Below are 14,713 nucleotides of genomic sequence, written 5' to 3'. Positions count from 1 at the left end.
TCCGCCAAGAGGCCGCCATGAGCCGCGACAGCCGTTACCTGGAATCTATCCTCCACCACGACATCCCCCTCACCCGGGAAATGGGCCTCAAGGTGCTCGACTGGCAACACGGCCAATTGCAACTGCACTTGCCCCTGCAAGCCAATATCAACCACAAGAGCACCATGTTCGGCGGCAGCCTGTATTGCGGCGCGGTCTTGGCGGGTTGGGGTTGGCTGCACTTGCAGTTGCGTGAAGAAGGCATTCTCGAAGACGGGCATATCGTGATCCAGGAAGGGCAGATCAGTTACCCGCTGCCGGTCACACGAGACGCGACCGTGATCTGCCAGGCGCCGGAGGAGAAAGTGTGGAAGCGCTTTGTGGCGACGTACAAGCGCCATGGCCGCGCACGGTTGACCCTGGAAACGTGGATTGTGAATGACGGCAGTGACGAGCGCGCAGTGGTTTTCAGCGGCCAGTACGTCCTGCACCGCTAGCCGCCGCGCCACAAAACAAAGTGGGAGCAAGCCCCCCCTACATTTTGATCTGCTGAGGCCTTAAGCGCGGGCCAGGGTGAGCAGGCGTTCGCGCCACGCGGCTTTGGCCGGCAGCGCCAGGAAGAACGGGTTCAGCAACGATTCCCGCGCCGGATAGCTGAACGGCTCGCCGCTCAACTCCAGCACTTCGCCGCCCGCACCTTCGAGCACGCCCTGGGCTGCGGCGGTATCCCACTGGGAGGTCGGCGCCAGGCGCGGGTAGCAATCGGCACTGCCTTCGGCCAACAGGCAAAACTTCAACGAGCTGCCGATATTCGCCAGCTTCAACTCACCCAAGCCTTCGCTCAAGCCCTGGAGCAAACGCTCCTGCTCAGGGCTGCTGTGCCGGCGGCTGGCAACCACGGTAAACGCCTCGCCGGCGGCCGGGGCCAGGCGCACCTGGATCGGCCTGGGCGCTGCGTTCACATCGGAGCGCCACGCCCCCAGGCCCGCGCCGCCAAAGTAGCAACGGCCGCTGGTGGGCATCGACACCACGCCAAACACCACGCGGCCCTGTTCGATCAACGCGACGTTGACAGTGAATTCATCGCTGCCGGAAATGAATTCCTTGGTGCCATCCAACGGGTCCACCAACCACCAGCGCTGCCAGCCGGCACGCACGCTCTGGTCGATATCGGCGTCTTCTTCAGAAAGCACCGGGATGCTCGGGTCCAGCGCGGTAAGGCCGGCGAGAATCAGATGATGAGCGGCAAGGTCCGCCGCCGTCACGGGTGAATTATCGGACTTGGACGTCACGGCCACATTGGCGCGCCAGAACGGCATGATGACTTCACCGGCCTGGCGCGCCAGCTCGATCACCGGGGCAATGAATGGGTGGCCTAGAAACAATTCGCTCATGCGCTGAACACTCCACGCTGGGTCAACAGGTCTCGTACCAGGTACAGCGCGGCCAGGGCACGGCCTTCGCTGAACTGCTCGTTTTGCGCCAGTTGCGCCAGCTCGCGCAGGTTGACCCGGTCTACACGCATCGGCTCGGGTTCATCGCCTTCCAGGCGTTCTTCATACAGATCGGTGGCCAGTACCACCTGGATTTTCTGGCTCATGTAGCCAGGCGACAGCGAAAGCTCGGTGAGGTGCTCCAACTGGCGTGCGCCATAGCCGGCTTCTTCCTTGAGTTCACGGTCCGCCGCCGCCAGCACATCCTCGCCCGGCTCGATCAAACCCTTGGGCAACGAAAGCTCGTATTCGTCGGTCCCGCCGCAGTATTCCTCCACCAGCAACGCATGCTCGGCGTCGATCATCGCCACGATCATCACCGCGCCGTAGCCGGCTCCGCGTCCCACCAGGCGCTCGTAGGTCCGTTCTACGCCGTTGGAAAAGCGCAATTGCACTGCTTCCACGCGGAACAAACGGCTACTGGCGACTATTTCGCGGGAGAGGACGGTGGGTTTCTGGCGCATAAGCGGCTCCTTGGGATGATCGGGTTACTATACCGTGGCTTTTCCGATTGTCTGTGTCGGATATCTTTACTTACGTGAGAACGCCCCATGCCCTCTTTGCCCTGGCACGCCATCGACACCGTCCTGCTGGATATGGACGGCACCCTGCTCGACCTGCATTACGACAACCACTTCTGGATGGAACACCTGCCCCAACGCTACGCTGAGTTGCACGGGGTGAGCCGTGCCATGGCCGAGATGGAGTTGCAGCCTCTGTTCGAGCGTAACGCCGGCCAGTTGCAATGGTATTGCCTGGATTTCTGGAGTGCCGAGCTGAAAATCCCGGTGCGCGAACTCAAGCAGGAAACCGCCCACCTGATCGCCCTGCGTGCGGATGCCGATACGTTTCTGGCGGCGATCCGACAGGCCGGCAAGCGCGTGATCCTGATCACCAACGCGCACCGTGATTCACTGTCATTGAAGATGGAACGCATCGAGCTGGCGCCGTATTTCGAGCGGATGATCAGTTCCCACGACTACGGTTTCGCCAAGGAAAACCCACAGTTCTGGGACGCCCTGCAGGCCGATATCGACTTCGACCCGGCGCGCAGCCTGTTCATCGACGACACCTTGCCGATCCTGCGCAGCGCCAGGGACTTCGGCGTGGGGCATTTGCTGGCGGTGAAAGAGCCGGACAGCAAAAAAGGGCCAAAGGACACCGGGGAATTTGCGGCAGTCGAGGATTACCGGGATCTCATTGTCGGACTCTGAACCCATGTGGGAGCAAGCCCCCACACAGGTTTACCGCGTGTACTACTCGGGAATGCGCAGCGTCTGCCCCGGGTAGATCTTGTCCGGATGCGACAACATCGGCTTGTTGGCCTCAAAGATCTTGTTGTACAGATTGGCGTTGCCGTACACCGCCAGGGAAATCGCGCTGAGGGTGTCGCCCTTTTTCACCACGACAAAACGCGCCGCCACAATCGGTGCGGGGTCGGTGACCTTGATCTGGTCATCCACACTCGCGACCCCGGCAATATTGCCCAGCGCCAGCAGGATCTTCTCTTTCTCTTCCTGGCTGGCAACTTCGCCGGTCACGGTCACCTTGTCGCCGTCAACCGTGGTCTGTACGTTCGGATTACCCAGACCGACCTTGGCCACATGCTCTTTCAACTGCTCGCTGGCGTTCGCATTACCCGGCGTCAACAGGTCGATCAACTTTTCGCCGGCTTCCTTAACAAAGCTAAAAATACTCATGCTGCTCTCTCCTTGGGTTTGAGTTCCAGATGCCAAAGACTAGACCAGCCCAACAGATCTGGGTTCCCAGCCGCCTAAAGACCCAAACACGCTAGAATCCCCCCGCCATTGGAATAAGCCCTGGAGCGAAGATGGACATCAAGCAACTGAAATTCCTCATCGCCCTCGACGAGACGCGCCACTTCGGCCAGGCGGCCGCGCGTTGCCATATCACCCAGCCGACCCTGTCGATGCGCCTGCGCAGCCTCGAAGAAGAACTCGATCTGCCACTGGTCAACCGTGGCCAGCGCTTCGAAGGTTTCACCGCCCCGGGTGAGCGCGTGCTGGCCTGGGCGCGCACGGTGCTGGCGGCGTATGACGGCCTGCTGGCCGAAGCCGCAGCCTGTCGCGGCAACCTGGTGGGGACGTTGCGCCTGGGCGTGGTGCCGCTGTCGAGTTTCGATCCGTTGGCGCTGATGCAGCAACTGCACACAGAACACCCAAGCCTGCGCTTTGAGCTGTCGGCCCTCAGCTCTGAACAGATCCTCGAACAATTGGCGAGCAATCGCCTGGACCTCGGCGTGTCCTACCTCGACCGCCTGGACAACGAGCGCTTCGACTCCCTGGCCCTCGGCGAAACCCGCATGGGCCTGCTGTACGACCAACGCTATTTCAGCTTCGGCGAAAAGCCCCTGAGCTGGGAAGCCCTGATCGAACTGCCGCTGGGCATGCTCACCAGCGGCATGCACTTCCGGCAGTCCATCGATCACAACTTCCATAGCCGGGGCCTGCACCCGCAACCGTTGTTGCAGACCGACGCGGTCCATCAGTTGTTACAAGCGGTCCACGGCGGGCTGTGCTGTGCGGTGATGCCCTTGGACGGTGGCCTGGATGCGCTGACCGAGCATCTGCGCCTGCAACCGATCGAAGACGCCCACACCCTGGCGCGCCTGGGGCTGATCATGCGCCGCAGCGCCCCGCGCTCTGCGTTGGCGGAAGCGTGTTTCGCGCTGTTTCAGAAATCGCAAACCGAGTCTTGATCGACGTCATCTATCGGTAGATCAGTACTGGCAATTAGACGCGACGCTTTGTCGCGCCTAGTCTAAACACTGACCCATCCGCCGTCGGTACTGCCTCATGAACGCCAAGCGCCCAGTCTGCGCGGCGCCCGCTGTTCAAACGCCCGCGCCCGCCGCCAGCCAGAGCTACCAGTTTTGCACGCTCGAACACACGGAAGTCGCCAGCACCGCGTTGGCGGAAGAAGTGGCGTTGGCGATTGCCTATAACGACATCAGCCAGGCCGTGATGCTGGTGACGCCGACGGACCTGGAAGACTTCATTGTAGGCTTCAGTATCGGCAGCGGCATTATCGCCGACGTTAGCGACATTTATGACCTGAAACTCAGCGGCACGGGCTCTGCCCAGTACGCTCAGGTGCAGATTTCCAGCCGCGCGTTCTGGAACCTCAAGCAGCAGCGCCGCCAACTGGCCGGTACCAGCGGTTGCGGGTTGTGCGGCGTGGAAGCGCTGGAACACGCCCTGCCGGACCTTGAGGTACTGCCCGGCGCGCCCCTGCCGCCGGCCGAGTGGCTCGACGGCCTGCGCCAGCGCATCAGCGCGTTCCAGCCTCTGGGCCAGCACAGCGGCGCGGTGCATGCGGCGGTGTTCATGAACAACCAGGGCGAACTGCTGCTGGGCCGCGAAGACATCGGCCGACACAACGCCCTCGATAAATTGATCGGCGCGCTGATCCGCCAACGGATTCCAAGCGAAGGCGGCCTGGCCATTGTTACCAGCCGTTGCAGCCTTGAGTTGATCCAGAAAGTCCTGCGCGCGGGCATCCAGACCCTGGTCAGCCTGTCGTCGCCCACCGGCCTGGCCCTGCAATGGGCACGCCGGCACAACCTCAATCTCATCCACCTGCCGCAGAAAAGTGCGCCGCGGGTCTACAGCCCTGCGATGGAGAAACAGCCATGAGCAATCACCACCAAGCCGACCAAACCCCAACCCCGCGCTACAAGCCTTACAAGGGTGCGGCGGGCGGCTGGGGCGCGCTGATCAGCGTGGCGCAGGCATGGCTGACCAGCGACAACGCGCTGAAAAACCTGCGCATGATGCTCAAGACCAACCAGAACGGCGGCTTCGACTGCCCGGGCTGCGCCTGGGGCGACTCGCCGGAAAGCGGCATGGTCAAGTTCTGCGAAAACGGTGCCAAGGCAGTCAACTGGGAAGCCACCAAACGCCGCGTCGATGCCGCGTTCTTCGCCAAGCACAGCGTCACCTCGTTGCTGGAGCAAAGTGACTATTGGCTGGAATACCAGGGCCGCCTGACCGAGCCGATGCGCTACGACGCACAGACCGACCGTTACCAGCCCATCAGTTGGGAGGCGGCGTTCGAGCTGATCGGCCAGCACCTCAACGCCCTGCCGAGCCCGGACATGGCCGAGTTCTACACCTCGGGCCGCGCCAGCAACGAAGCGGCGTACCTGTACCAGTTGTTCGTGCGCGCCTACGGCACCAACAACTTCCCGGATTGCTCGAACATGTGCCACGAAGCCAGTGGCGTGGCCCTGGCGCAAAGTGTCGGCGTCGGCAAAGGCACCGTGACCTTTGACGACTTCGAACACGCCGACGCAATTTTCGTCTGGGGCCAGAACCCCGGCACCAACCACCCGCGCATGCTCGAACCGCTGCGCGAAGCGGTGAAGCGCGGCGCTCAAGTGGTGTGCATCAACCCGCTGAAAGAGCGCGGCCTGGAACGCTTCCAGCACCCGCAACACCCGCTGGAAATGCTCACCAACGGCGACAAGCCGACCAACACCGCATACTTCCGCCCCGCGCTGGGGGGCGACATGGCCATCCTGCGCGGCATGGCCAAGTTCCTGCTGTTGTGGGAGCGCCAGGCCCAGGCCGAAGGCAAGGCAGCGGTGTTCGACCACGACTTCCTCAACGAACACACCACCCACGTGCTCGATTACCTCGGACAGATCGATGACACCTCCTGGGAAGAAATCGTCGCGCAGTCCGGCCTGCCCCTGGTGGAAATCGAGCAAGCGGCGCGCATGTACGCCAAAGGCAAAAACGTGATCATGTGTTGGGCGATGGGCATCACCCAGCATCGTCACTCGGTGCCGACCATCCAGGAAATCGCCAACCTGATGCTGCTGCGCGGCAATATCGGCCGCCCGGGCGCCGGCCTGTGCCCGGTGCGCGGCCACAGTAACGTGCAGGGCGACCGCACCATGGGCATCAACGAACGGCCGCCGGTGGCGTTCCTCGACGCCCTGGAGCGGCGCTTCCAGTTCCAGGTGCCGCGCACCAACGGGCACAACGTGGTCGAGGCGATCCACGCCATGCTGGAAGGCCGCGCCAAAGTATTTATCGGCCTGGGCGGCAACTTCGCCCAAGCCACCCCGGACAGCCCGCGCACCTTCGAAGCCCTGCGCAATTGCGACCTGACCGTGCAGATCAGCACCAAGCTCAACCGCAGCCACCTGATGCACGGCAAAGACGCGCTGATCCTGCCGTGCCTGGGCCGCACCGACATCGACATCCAGGCCGAAGGCCCGCAGGCGGTGACGGTGGAAGACTCGTTCAGCATGGTCCACGGCTCCAACGGCCAGCTGCAACCGCTGTCGAGCCTGATGAAATCCGAGCCGGCCATTCTCGCCGGCATCGCCGCCGCCACCCTGGGCAGCCAACCGGTGGACTGGAACTGGCTGGTGGGCGACTACGGACGTATTCGCGAGCTGATCGCCGACACCATCCCAGGCTTCAAGGACTTCAACGAGCGGATCAAAAACCCGGGCGGTTTCTACCTGGGCAACGCCGCCGGGGCACGTCGCTGGAACACGCCTTCGGGCCGCGCCAACTTCCGCCCGAACGTCCTGCCCAAGGACCTGATCCACGAACGCACCCACGCCACAGGGCACGTGCCGGACCTGATCATGCAGTCGATGCGCTCCCACGATCAGTACAACACCACCATTTATGGCCTGGACGACCGCTATCGCGGGGTCAAAGGTCAACGCGACGTGTTGTTCGTCAACGAAGCCGACATCATCCGCCTGGGCTTCAAGCCGGGGCAAAAGGCCGACATCGTGTCGCTGTGGGAAGACGGCCGTGAGCGCCGCGTAAAAGGCTTCACCTTGCTCGCGTTCGATATTCCGGCGGGGCAGGCAGCGGCTTACTACCCGGAAGTGAACCCGCTGGTGCCCTTGGAAAGCACCGGGGATGGCAGCCATACGCCGACGTCGAAATTTGTGGCGATCCGCCTGGAAGCGGCGAGCGACAATGGCCTGATCATGGCGCGCTCGGCGTAAATCCCGGGCACAAAAAAGGCCGCTTTTGCATAAAAGCGGCCGTTCCGAAGTAATTACAGACCCGCCAAAATTACTTAAGTTCCCTAGCTAAAACAGTAAGTTAGAGAATTGTGTACAAGTCGTGTTACTGGTCGGATTTCTATTGTCACAATGTCGACACAGCCTCAGGATCGCGCCGTCATCCTCTTGAGGTCTCTCTATGAAGTTCTCCTCGATTCTCTTGTTGTCCCTTGGCCTGGTCAGTGGCGCAGCCATGGCCGGCGGCACCACCGAAGCCGGTGTAGGCGGCGCATTGGGCGGGGTACTCGGTTCGGTTGTCGGCCAGCAGGTCGGCGGTAATACCGGTTCAGCCATCGGTGCAGCCCTGGGCGGCGCGGGCGGCAGTGCGGTCGGCGCTGACAAGCGCAGCCGCGGCGAAGCAGCCATTGGCGGCGCCCTGGGCGCAGCGGGCGGCAACGTGGTAGGCCGCAGCATGGGCGGCACCACCGGCAGCCTGATCGGCGCAGCCGCCGGCGGCGGCGCGGGCGGCGCGCTGGGCAACTACATGGGCAACAAGAGCGATGACGACGACCGTCGTTACCGTGGCCGTGACGACCGTCGCTACTACCGGGATGATCACCCTGGCCGTGGCCATGCCTATGGCCATCGCAAGAACAAGCATCACTACCGTGATTGATCAGATCTAAAGAACACTGAAGAAACACTGTGGGAGGGGCAGTCGAATCGTCGCACCGCCCCTCCCACATGGGTTTCTGTAGGAAGTCAGGCCAGCAAGCGCTGCAACGCCTCGCGCAACCGCTCCGGAATCGTCACCGGCTGGTTCGTCCCCCGATCCACGAACACATGCACGAAGCGCCCCGCCGCACAGGCGTCCTCCTCGCCTGCCTTGAACACCGCCAACTCATACTGCACCGAACTGTTGCCCAACTTGCCGACCCGCAGGCCTATTTCGATGCGTTCGGGAAAGGCGACGGAAGCAAAGTAATCACACGCCGAACTCACCACAAACCCCACCACCTCGCCGTCATGAATATCCAAGCCACCGTGTTCGATCAGGTAGGTATTCACCGCAGTGTCGAAGAAGCTGTAGTAGGTCACGTTGTTCACATGGCCATACACATCATTGTCGTGCCAGCGCGTAATGATCGGCTGGAAGTGCCGGTAATCGGCGCGTTGGGGCATGGAGTCAGGCATCGGCGCGTCTCGTCAAAGTGGGTTTACAGGTTATTCAAATGGGTTTCGGCCCACTCGCGTACCTCGGCGTAGGGGTAGTCCTCCAGCGCAGCAAAACCAGGGATGCCGCGTGCCTTCAATTTGGTGAACAGCGGCACGCTGATACCGCCCAGGAACCGCGTCAGCCGTTCGGCGCCGGGCAGTTGGCCGCAGTACTCATGATGCCTGTGGATAAAATCACCGCACAGCCCCATGAAGTTTTTATCCACAAGCGGCGCCAGGCTCGGCGGCGCCGGCAAATGCGCGACATGGCCGTGGCACACCGAACAATGCCCGCAGCGCTGCGGTGCATGTTCATCACCGAAATAGCGAGCCAGGCGCTGGCCCAGGCAGTGTTCGGTGGCGAACAGGTCGAGCATGGCGTGAATCCGCGCCACTTCCGTGACCTCGTGTTGCTTGAAGCCTGTGTATAACTCGGCGCTCAACACCTGCGGATCGAAATCGGTCTTCAGCAGGCTGTAGACCTCCGTCATCTGCTTGCTTTCCAGCTCGATCAGGCCCTGCTCCTGGAAGTAATCCAGCGCTTTCACCACGCGATTGCGCTCGGCCTGGTGCTGTTGATAAAGCGTGTCGAAATCCACTGTCGCCCAGGTCTTGGCCCGCTTGCACACCTGGACGATCGCTGCGACAAACGCCTGCCGCTCCCCGGAAAACCGCGCCAACAAGGCCTCGGGCTCGATCAGGTACTTGAACCGGTACTCGGCGTAAAACGCGTAGCGCGGCGCAATCACGCCTTTGAGTTCCAACTGCACCAGCAGCGTCTTGAGGGGCAGCTCGCGGATGTTGCTGTGGTCCGACAGCGAGCGCAGCAGAAACTCCCACTGCCCGTCCCCTCGCGCAGCCTGCAACTCGTCCAGCACACGGCGAATGCCTTCCTGCTCAGGCGTGTCGCCGTACACGAAGTTTTCCAGCACATTGAGGCTGTCGCGGTTGGCGAGCACCAGGCAATCCGAGGGTTGCCCGTCACGCCCGGCGCGGCCGATTTCCTGGCTGTAGTTTTCGATGGATTTGGGCAGGTCGAAATGCACCACGTTGCGGATATCGCTCTTGTCGATGCCCATGCCAAACGCGATGGTGGCGACGATGCAATTGGAGCGCCCACCCATGAAACGCTGCTGGATGCCCTCGCGTTTATCGTGGGGCAAGCCGGCGTGATACGCCTCGGCCTGGATGCCATGGCGATTCAGGTGCTCGGCGATCTGCTCGGCGGTTTTCTGCAAGGTGACGTAGACGATGCTCGGCTGGCCGGGCCGCTCGCTCATCCATTGGACCAGCCGCCGACGCTTGTCCGCGCCGCTCACCGGTTCTACCAACAGGTTGAGGTTCGGCCGGTAGAAGCCCGTGGTGATCACGTCGTCAGGCGCAATGGCGAACTTGGCCTGCATGTCGGCAATCACCTTGGGCGTCGCTGTAGCCGTCAGCAGCAGCGCTTGTGGGATCTTGAACTGACGCTGGTAGTCCGGCAGCTTCAAATAATCCGGACGGAAGTTGTGGCCCCATTCGGAAATACAGTGCGCCTCATCCACCACCAGCAATGAAATGGGTACGCTCTGCAGGAAGTTGCGAAAGCGCTCGTTCTTCAAGCGCTCCACGGAAATCATCAGGATTTTCAACTCGCCCGAGCGCGCGCGCGCCATCACCTCATTGGCCTCATCGCGGCTTTGCGCCGAATCGATACTGCCGGCCGAGATGCCATGGCGTTGCAGGAAACCCAACTGGTCCTGCATCAGCGCCAGCAACGGCGACACCACCAGCGTCAGGTGCGGTAGCAACACCGCCGACAGCTGGTAACACAGGGACTTGCCCGATCCGGTCGGAAAAATCGCTGCCGCCGAACGACCGGCCAGCACGGCGCTGACCGCGGCTTCCTGGCCCAAACGAAATTGTGGATAACCAAAGACCTGCTGGAGGGTGTCGTGCATAAGCTGTCACTCCATTGACCGCTGAAGGTGGCTCAAAAACATAGCCTGGGACGCTCAGCGAATCGAGATAGGTCGCAAGGAAAAAAGAGACAGGATGATACACAGGCTGGGGCAATGGCCTTGGGCCAAATATGACAAGTTCGACTGTGTAAGTAGGAACATCACAAACCAAATGTGGGAAGGGGATTGCTCCCGATGGCGGTGTATCAGTCAGAAATTAACCGACTGAATTACCACCATCGGGAGCAACCCCCTTCCCACACCTTAGAACGGCACTACAGCTAAATCAGCGGTTCTGCACACGCTCGATCGCCGTGTCATACACCGGATTGGCCTTCTGTTCCTTGGCCAACTGGTAGTGACGCAACGCATCCGCGAACTGCCCCGCCGCTTCGTAGATCCGCGCAATATTGTAGTAGGCGCCGGCACGCACGGTCGCGGCAGTGGCACCGTTCGCCAGGGCGATGGCCTTGCGGTTGGCCCAGATCGACTCGGCGGTGTTGCCGGCCTTCTGATACGCCAGGCCCAGGTTGCCGTAGGCTTTGCCGAAGCTATTGTCCAGGTCGATGGCCTGACGGAACAGGTCGATGGCTTCATCCAGCTTGCCAGCCTGGTAGGCCGCTTCACCTTGCAGGTTCAGACGCTTCGCATCGGTTTGCGCGGAAGAGCTGACAGCCACGGCCGCGACTGCAACGCTGTCATCCAGCAACGGTTTGACTTCATTGAGCACGTCCTTGGCTTCCACCTTCACACCGCTGAAGGTGTTGATGTCCTGGAAGTCACCGCTACCGGTCATGCGGAACACTGTCCACAGGTTACCGCTGCGGTTTTTTGGCACGTAGTAGGTACGCACAAGGGACTGGCCCATGTACACGAACACCTTGGCCTCGCTGTTGGACAGCTGACGCGAACCTGGGTTCTCGATGTTGGTGAAGTCATGCACGGCATACACGTAGCTTTCGCCGAAGTGTTTTTTCTGCAGGGTAATGGTTTCCGGACCGTAGCTGTCGACGTCGTCCACATCCAGCTCGGCATCGGCACCCTGCTGATTCTCGAAGTAGATGTTGTTGCCGGGGAAAATCATGTGGGAGTCGAGGTCTTCCGGGGTCTTGCCCCAAGTCAGCACCACACGCAGGCCGTCGAGGTTTTCCATCACCGGGCTGATGGCGTAGGTCATGCCGGCACAGGGGCACTTCACTACCAGGTTGGAATAGCCGGGCTTCTTGATGATCAACAGGTTGCTGGCATCATCGGCCGCTTCGCTGGTGAGGGTCACCTGGCCTTGGGCGTTGGTGCGGCCCACTACGTTCTGTGCGCCGTTACGTTGCAGCAGGACTTCGGCGTCGGCGATTTTCTGGTCCTTGACCACCGCACTGAGCACCTCGATCGGCAACTGCTCGGCCTGGATCGAAAAAGCCACTGCACACAATGACATCGCCGAAGCGACACGAAGCAAACCCATGCTTAACTCCCTTTAAGTAGTGGACGGGATCGTCCTACAAGATTTTGCGGTGAAACATACGCTGAATTTAGAGCCCTTGCGGACTTTTTATACAAAATGTGAGGTGATTTTATTTCGCTACAATCAAGCCTTGCTACCCCGGTAGCGGCGTCCTGCGTAACCGCCCTACGACCTCGACCGCCTGCAACACATCCACCGCACGCTGTTAGACGACATCTACGACTGGGCTAGCGAGTTGCGCAGCGTCAACATCCAGAAAGGCAGCACACTGTTCTGCACCCCGGAACGCATCCCGCCGGTAGCGGCGAAAATCATCCAGGGTGTATCAGTAGGCCTGTCAGTGCCTGATCGAACCACGAACGGCTAAACCAGCTATTAAGCAAACACAACCAAGCCAGCCACACAGCTAAAACTGTGGGAGTGGGCCTGCCTGCGACGGCGAAACTTCAGGCTATATTTCTATACCTGACCCACCGCCATCGCGGGTAAGCCCGACTCCCACAATTGATTGGCTTTGCCCTGCAAATCTCGGTGAAATTGAAAATGCGGGAATCCTCCGTAAGAAACTATCTATTACTGCGTAGTCCCCTTCCCAAACTGCTTAAAACACCCGGCCAATCCTCTACATAACCCCCCTTCGCATGGCCGAAACTATTGATCTCTCAACTGCCTCGGCAAAAATCCATGGACATCGAAAGGACTCAACACATCGGCCACTACGGCGTCACCTTCACGGTCATTCGCCTTACCGTTCTCCCCACTCACAAGCATGCTCTGGCAAACCTTTGCTTGTTAGAAGCCGGTGCTTCAGCAAACGAGGTGCGCTATCGACTGGTGGATCTTTATGAAAAGATGTTTGCTCGTGATTTGCCCTGCAAGATGACTGTCGCGATTTCCAAGCCGCTGACCCGGCAACAAGCCGATCTGCTTAACGAACGCGGGACCATCGTCGCCTTATTATTGGCAGGGGCCTTCGGTGCGCCCATTCACCCGCTTTCAAAACCTGTAGCACGCGTCGTTGGCACCACGGTGGGCTTAATCATCAAAAGCATCATCCGTAGCTACCCCGCTGGCGACGTGGTCATTGGAATTGAAGCCCAGGTCGAAGGCGGGATAGGCCCTCAACGCTCCATGTCTGCCATTGTCGTCCCGTTCCTAGGCGGTTAAGCCCAATGATTGAATATCTTCAATGGATCGTTTTTATCGTTTTGGACATTGTCCTTGTCAAAAAAATCAGATCCCATAACCTCAGGAAATACGCAGGCCTGTCCCTACTGGCTGCGGGGCTGATCTGTTCAATATGGCTCCCTTACTGGATAACTGAAATCCAACTTCCCAGCATCCCGATAGGCGCTATCCTAATAGGCTCAGGATTGTTCTTGGACCGCGACCGCTACAGTCGAATCAGGTCAACTCACCCGCTACTCGTCGCCCCAACGTTGAACCTGGCCCCCGGTTTTCCTGACGATCCTGTCATGCTCCATCTTCTGCAGCTAATTCATGAAGATGTAGGTCTGCCCAAACACCAAATCATAACCATCAATACCTCAATCAACCATGATCTCGGCTGTAACGGCGTCGAGGCAAAACAACTGATGGCAGCGCTGAAACAATATTTCGGCATAAACCTCGGCGACTATAAAAACAACCGCTACTTCAAGCACCGAGGTTTTGATGCGTACTTACGACTCGTGGAAAGAGGCTGCGAGGGAAAGATCCCGCTAACCATCCACATGCTCTATCAAGCCGTCAAAGCCAAACGCTGGGATACCCGAACACTCGAAGCGACGGGACCTCAGAAGCGATGAATTTCTACCTGCAATTAATGTGTTTCCTCGGGTTCTACCTTGTGCTGCACTACCAAATAACCGACTGCACGCTCAGAAAGCGCTTGGCAATCACATTTCTCGCAACCGGCCTGATTTTCACCTTCCTACTACCCTACGTAGCAGTAATCCTTAGAATGCCCTTCCTGCCTGTTTTTCTATTCTTGATAGGCTTGGCACTCTTCATCACCCGAAACAAATTTCGCCTCAAACGCGACCGTCCCCCTCATCCACTCCTGCGTGCTCCCACCATGAACCTCGCCCCCAACTTCCCCGAAGACCCGGTCATGCAGCAACTCCTGCAACTGCTGCACGAAGAAATCGGCCTGCCGAAACACAAGACCATTCGCCTGCAGACCTCACTCAACTTCGACCTGGGCTGCGACGGCAGTGAAGCCAAGCAACTCATGGAAGCGCTGGAACAGGAATTCGCCCTCGATCTGGGCGACTACGACACTTATCGTTACTTCAACCCACCGGTGTTTGATGTGTTCCTCAAGCGGCGGGCCAAGGGGCGTGGCGAAAAGGTGCCGCTGACTATCGGCATGCTTTATCTGGCGATCAAAACCCACAGCTGGGACACGCAGACGCTGGAAAACTTGAGCTAACCGGCAAAACAGCGGCAGGCGCCAACTGACCGTTCGCGCACAAAAAAGCCGCCCACAAGGGGTAATGCCAGTCAGTTAAGCTGACTGGCATTTTTATTTCTGATCGGATACTTCGGTGATTTCAGCCGAATCGCCCGAGGATAAACGCGCTCCTCACGTCGATGCGGCAGCACGTAGTGCGGCGCTGAA

Annotated in this window: 15 protein-coding genes and 1 pseudogene; 10 read left to right on the top strand and 6 right to left on the bottom strand. The window is 60.0% G+C overall.

The genetic code is table 11. The features are described 5' to 3' along the window. The first annotated feature begins 17 nt into the window (after positions 1 to 17). The gene (locus TU80_RS26830) at positions 18 to 476 is read left to right on the top strand and encodes a YiiD C-terminal domain-containing protein (protein ID WP_057005772.1); all 459 of its coding nucleotides are present in this window, start codon (positions 18 to 20) and stop codon (positions 474 to 476) included. A gap of 60 nt (positions 477 to 536) precedes the next feature. On the opposite strand, the gene cysQ is transcribed toward TU80_RS26830, so the two are convergent. Together cysQ and nudE are read right to left on the bottom strand one after the other, a co-directional pair. Then, positions 537 to 1,373, bottom strand: a complete 837-nt coding sequence (gene cysQ, locus TU80_RS26825; RefSeq protein WP_057005771.1) for a 3'(2'),5'-bisphosphate nucleotidase CysQ — start codon at positions 1,371 to 1,373, stop codon at positions 537 to 539. After that, positions 1,370 to 1,936: an ADP compounds hydrolase NudE gene (gene nudE / locus TU80_RS26820; RefSeq protein WP_017848557.1), complete on the bottom strand. Its 567-nt coding sequence runs from the start codon at positions 1,934 to 1,936 to the stop codon at positions 1,370 to 1,372. The genes cysQ and nudE overlap by 4 nt, the downstream gene beginning before the upstream one ends. 87 nt (positions 1,937 to 2,023) lie before the next feature. Between nudE and yrfG the strand changes: the two genes are divergently transcribed. After that, positions 2,024 to 2,686: a GMP/IMP nucleotidase gene (gene yrfG, locus TU80_RS26815; protein ID WP_017848558.1), complete on the top strand. Its 663-nt coding sequence runs from the start codon at positions 2,024 to 2,026 to the stop codon at positions 2,684 to 2,686. A 42-nt stretch (positions 2,687 to 2,728) separates the two neighbouring features. Here yrfG and lysM read toward each other — a convergent pair whose 3' ends face one another. Beyond that, on the bottom strand, positions 2,729 to 3,172 hold the full coding sequence (gene lysM, locus TU80_RS26810) for a peptidoglycan-binding protein LysM (RefSeq protein WP_046385045.1): 444 nt from the start codon (positions 3,170 to 3,172) through the stop codon (positions 2,729 to 2,731). A gap of 131 nt (positions 3,173 to 3,303) precedes the next feature. Between lysM and TU80_RS26805 the strand changes: the two genes are divergently transcribed. The 4 genes from TU80_RS26805 (at position 3,304) to TU80_RS26790 (ending at position 8,149) form a co-directional block, all read left to right on the top strand. Continuing rightward, positions 3,304 to 4,191: a LysR family transcriptional regulator gene (locus TU80_RS26805; protein WP_017848560.1), complete on the top strand. Its 888-nt coding sequence runs from the start codon at positions 3,304 to 3,306 to the stop codon at positions 4,189 to 4,191. 97 nt (positions 4,192 to 4,288) lie between these two features. Continuing rightward, positions 4,289 to 5,128, top strand: coding sequence for a formate dehydrogenase accessory sulfurtransferase FdhD (gene fdhD / locus TU80_RS26800; RefSeq protein ID WP_046385046.1), 840 nt, complete (start codon positions 4,289 to 4,291; stop codon positions 5,126 to 5,128). Continuing rightward, positions 5,125 to 7,473, top strand: coding sequence for an FdhF/YdeP family oxidoreductase (locus TU80_RS26795; RefSeq protein ID WP_057005770.1), 2,349 nt, complete (start codon positions 5,125 to 5,127; stop codon positions 7,471 to 7,473). Before fdhD ends, TU80_RS26795 begins: the two co-directional genes overlap by 4 nt. 199 nt (positions 7,474 to 7,672) lie before the next feature. Next, a complete protein-coding gene (locus TU80_RS26790) occupies positions 7,673 to 8,149 on the top strand; it encodes a glycine zipper domain-containing protein (protein WP_057005769.1) in 477 nt (158 codons plus the stop codon). Between the two features lie 86 nt (positions 8,150 to 8,235). Here the strand turns inward: TU80_RS26790 and TU80_RS26785 are convergent, their stop codons facing one another. The 3 genes from TU80_RS26785 to TU80_RS26775 form a co-directional block, all read right to left on the bottom strand. After that, positions 8,236 to 8,667 carry an acyl-CoA thioesterase gene (locus tag TU80_RS26785; protein WP_046385048.1) on the bottom strand — a complete coding sequence of 144 codons (432 nt, stop codon included), beginning with the start codon at positions 8,665 to 8,667 and terminating at the stop codon, positions 8,236 to 8,238. Positions 8,668 to 8,690: 23 nt separating this feature from the next. Next, positions 8,691 to 10,628, bottom strand: coding sequence for a RecQ family ATP-dependent DNA helicase (locus tag TU80_RS26780; RefSeq protein ID WP_057005768.1), 1,938 nt, complete (start codon positions 10,626 to 10,628; stop codon positions 8,691 to 8,693). A gap of 286 nt (positions 10,629 to 10,914) precedes the next feature. Beyond that, positions 10,915 to 12,090 carry a tetratricopeptide repeat protein gene (locus tag TU80_RS26775; RefSeq protein ID WP_057005767.1) on the bottom strand — a complete coding sequence of 392 codons (1,176 nt, stop codon included), beginning with the start codon at positions 12,088 to 12,090 and terminating at the stop codon, positions 10,915 to 10,917. A gap of 160 nt (positions 12,091 to 12,250) precedes the next feature. Between TU80_RS26775 and TU80_RS32155 the strand changes: the two are divergent. The 4 genes and pseudogenes from TU80_RS32155 to TU80_RS26760 form a co-directional block, all read left to right on the top strand. Beyond that, a pseudogene (locus tag TU80_RS32155) lies at positions 12,251 to 12,409 on the top strand (cell filamentation protein Fic); the annotation flags it as partial. A gap of 365 nt (positions 12,410 to 12,774) precedes the next feature. Beyond that, the gene (locus TU80_RS26770) at positions 12,775 to 13,257 is read left to right on the top strand and encodes a hypothetical protein (RefSeq protein ID WP_046385050.1); all 483 of its coding nucleotides are present in this window, start codon (positions 12,775 to 12,777) and stop codon (positions 13,255 to 13,257) included. A gap of 212 nt (positions 13,258 to 13,469) precedes the next feature. Further along, the gene (locus TU80_RS32150) at positions 13,470 to 13,898 is read left to right on the top strand and encodes a DUF1493 family protein (protein ID WP_231590006.1); all 429 of its coding nucleotides are present in this window, start codon (positions 13,470 to 13,472) and stop codon (positions 13,896 to 13,898) included. Between the two features lie 269 nt (positions 13,899 to 14,167). Beyond that, on the top strand, positions 14,168 to 14,524 hold the full coding sequence (locus tag TU80_RS26760) for a DUF1493 family protein (protein ID WP_017848567.1): 357 nt from the start codon (positions 14,168 to 14,170) through the stop codon (positions 14,522 to 14,524). Positions 14,525 to 14,713: the final 189 nt, after the last annotated feature.

It is taken from the genome of Pseudomonas veronii, from assembly GCF_001439695.1.
Classification (GTDB): Bacteria; Pseudomonadota; Gammaproteobacteria; order Pseudomonadales; family Pseudomonadaceae; genus Aquipseudomonas; species Aquipseudomonas veronii.
The sequence above is the reverse complement of the archived record's forward strand: the minus strand, read 5'-3'. Positions and strand labels throughout refer to the sequence as shown.

Coding starts and splice junctions, on each gene's coding strand:
- TU80_RS26780 (WP_057005768.1), bottom strand. CDS start 10,628: ATGCACGACACCCTCCAGCAGGTCTTTGGTTATCCACAATTTCGTTTG.
- TU80_RS26830 (WP_057005772.1), top strand. CDS start 18: ATGAGCCGCGACAGCCGTTACCTGGAATCTATCCTCCACCACGACATC.
- TU80_RS26770 (WP_046385050.1), top strand. CDS start 12,775: ATGGACATCGAAAGGACTCAACACATCGGCCACTACGGCGTCACCTTC.
- TU80_RS26775 (WP_057005767.1), bottom strand. CDS start 12,090: ATGGGTTTGCTTCGTGTCGCTTCGGCGATGTCATTGTGTGCAGTGGCT.
- TU80_RS26795 (WP_057005770.1), top strand. CDS start 5,125: ATGAGCAATCACCACCAAGCCGACCAAACCCCAACCCCGCGCTACAAG.
- TU80_RS26805 (WP_017848560.1), top strand. CDS start 3,304: ATGGACATCAAGCAACTGAAATTCCTCATCGCCCTCGACGAGACGCGC.
- TU80_RS26785 (WP_046385048.1), bottom strand. CDS start 8,667: ATGCCTGACTCCATGCCCCAACGCGCCGATTACCGGCACTTCCAGCCG.
- cysQ (WP_057005771.1), bottom strand. CDS start 1,373: ATGAGCGAATTGTTTCTAGGCCACCCATTCATTGCCCCGGTGATCGAG.
- lysM (WP_046385045.1), bottom strand. CDS start 3,172: ATGAGTATTTTTAGCTTTGTTAAGGAAGCCGGCGAAAAGTTGATCGAC.
- nudE (WP_017848557.1), bottom strand. CDS start 1,936: ATGCGCCAGAAACCCACCGTCCTCTCCCGCGAAATAGTCGCCAGTAGC.
- TU80_RS26790 (WP_057005769.1), top strand. CDS start 7,673: ATGAAGTTCTCCTCGATTCTCTTGTTGTCCCTTGGCCTGGTCAGTGGC.
- fdhD (WP_046385046.1), top strand. CDS start 4,289: ATGAACGCCAAGCGCCCAGTCTGCGCGGCGCCCGCTGTTCAAACGCCC.
- yrfG (WP_017848558.1), top strand. CDS start 2,024: ATGCCCTCTTTGCCCTGGCACGCCATCGACACCGTCCTGCTGGATATG.
- TU80_RS26760 (WP_017848567.1), top strand. CDS start 14,168: ATGAACCTCGCCCCCAACTTCCCCGAAGACCCGGTCATGCAGCAACTC.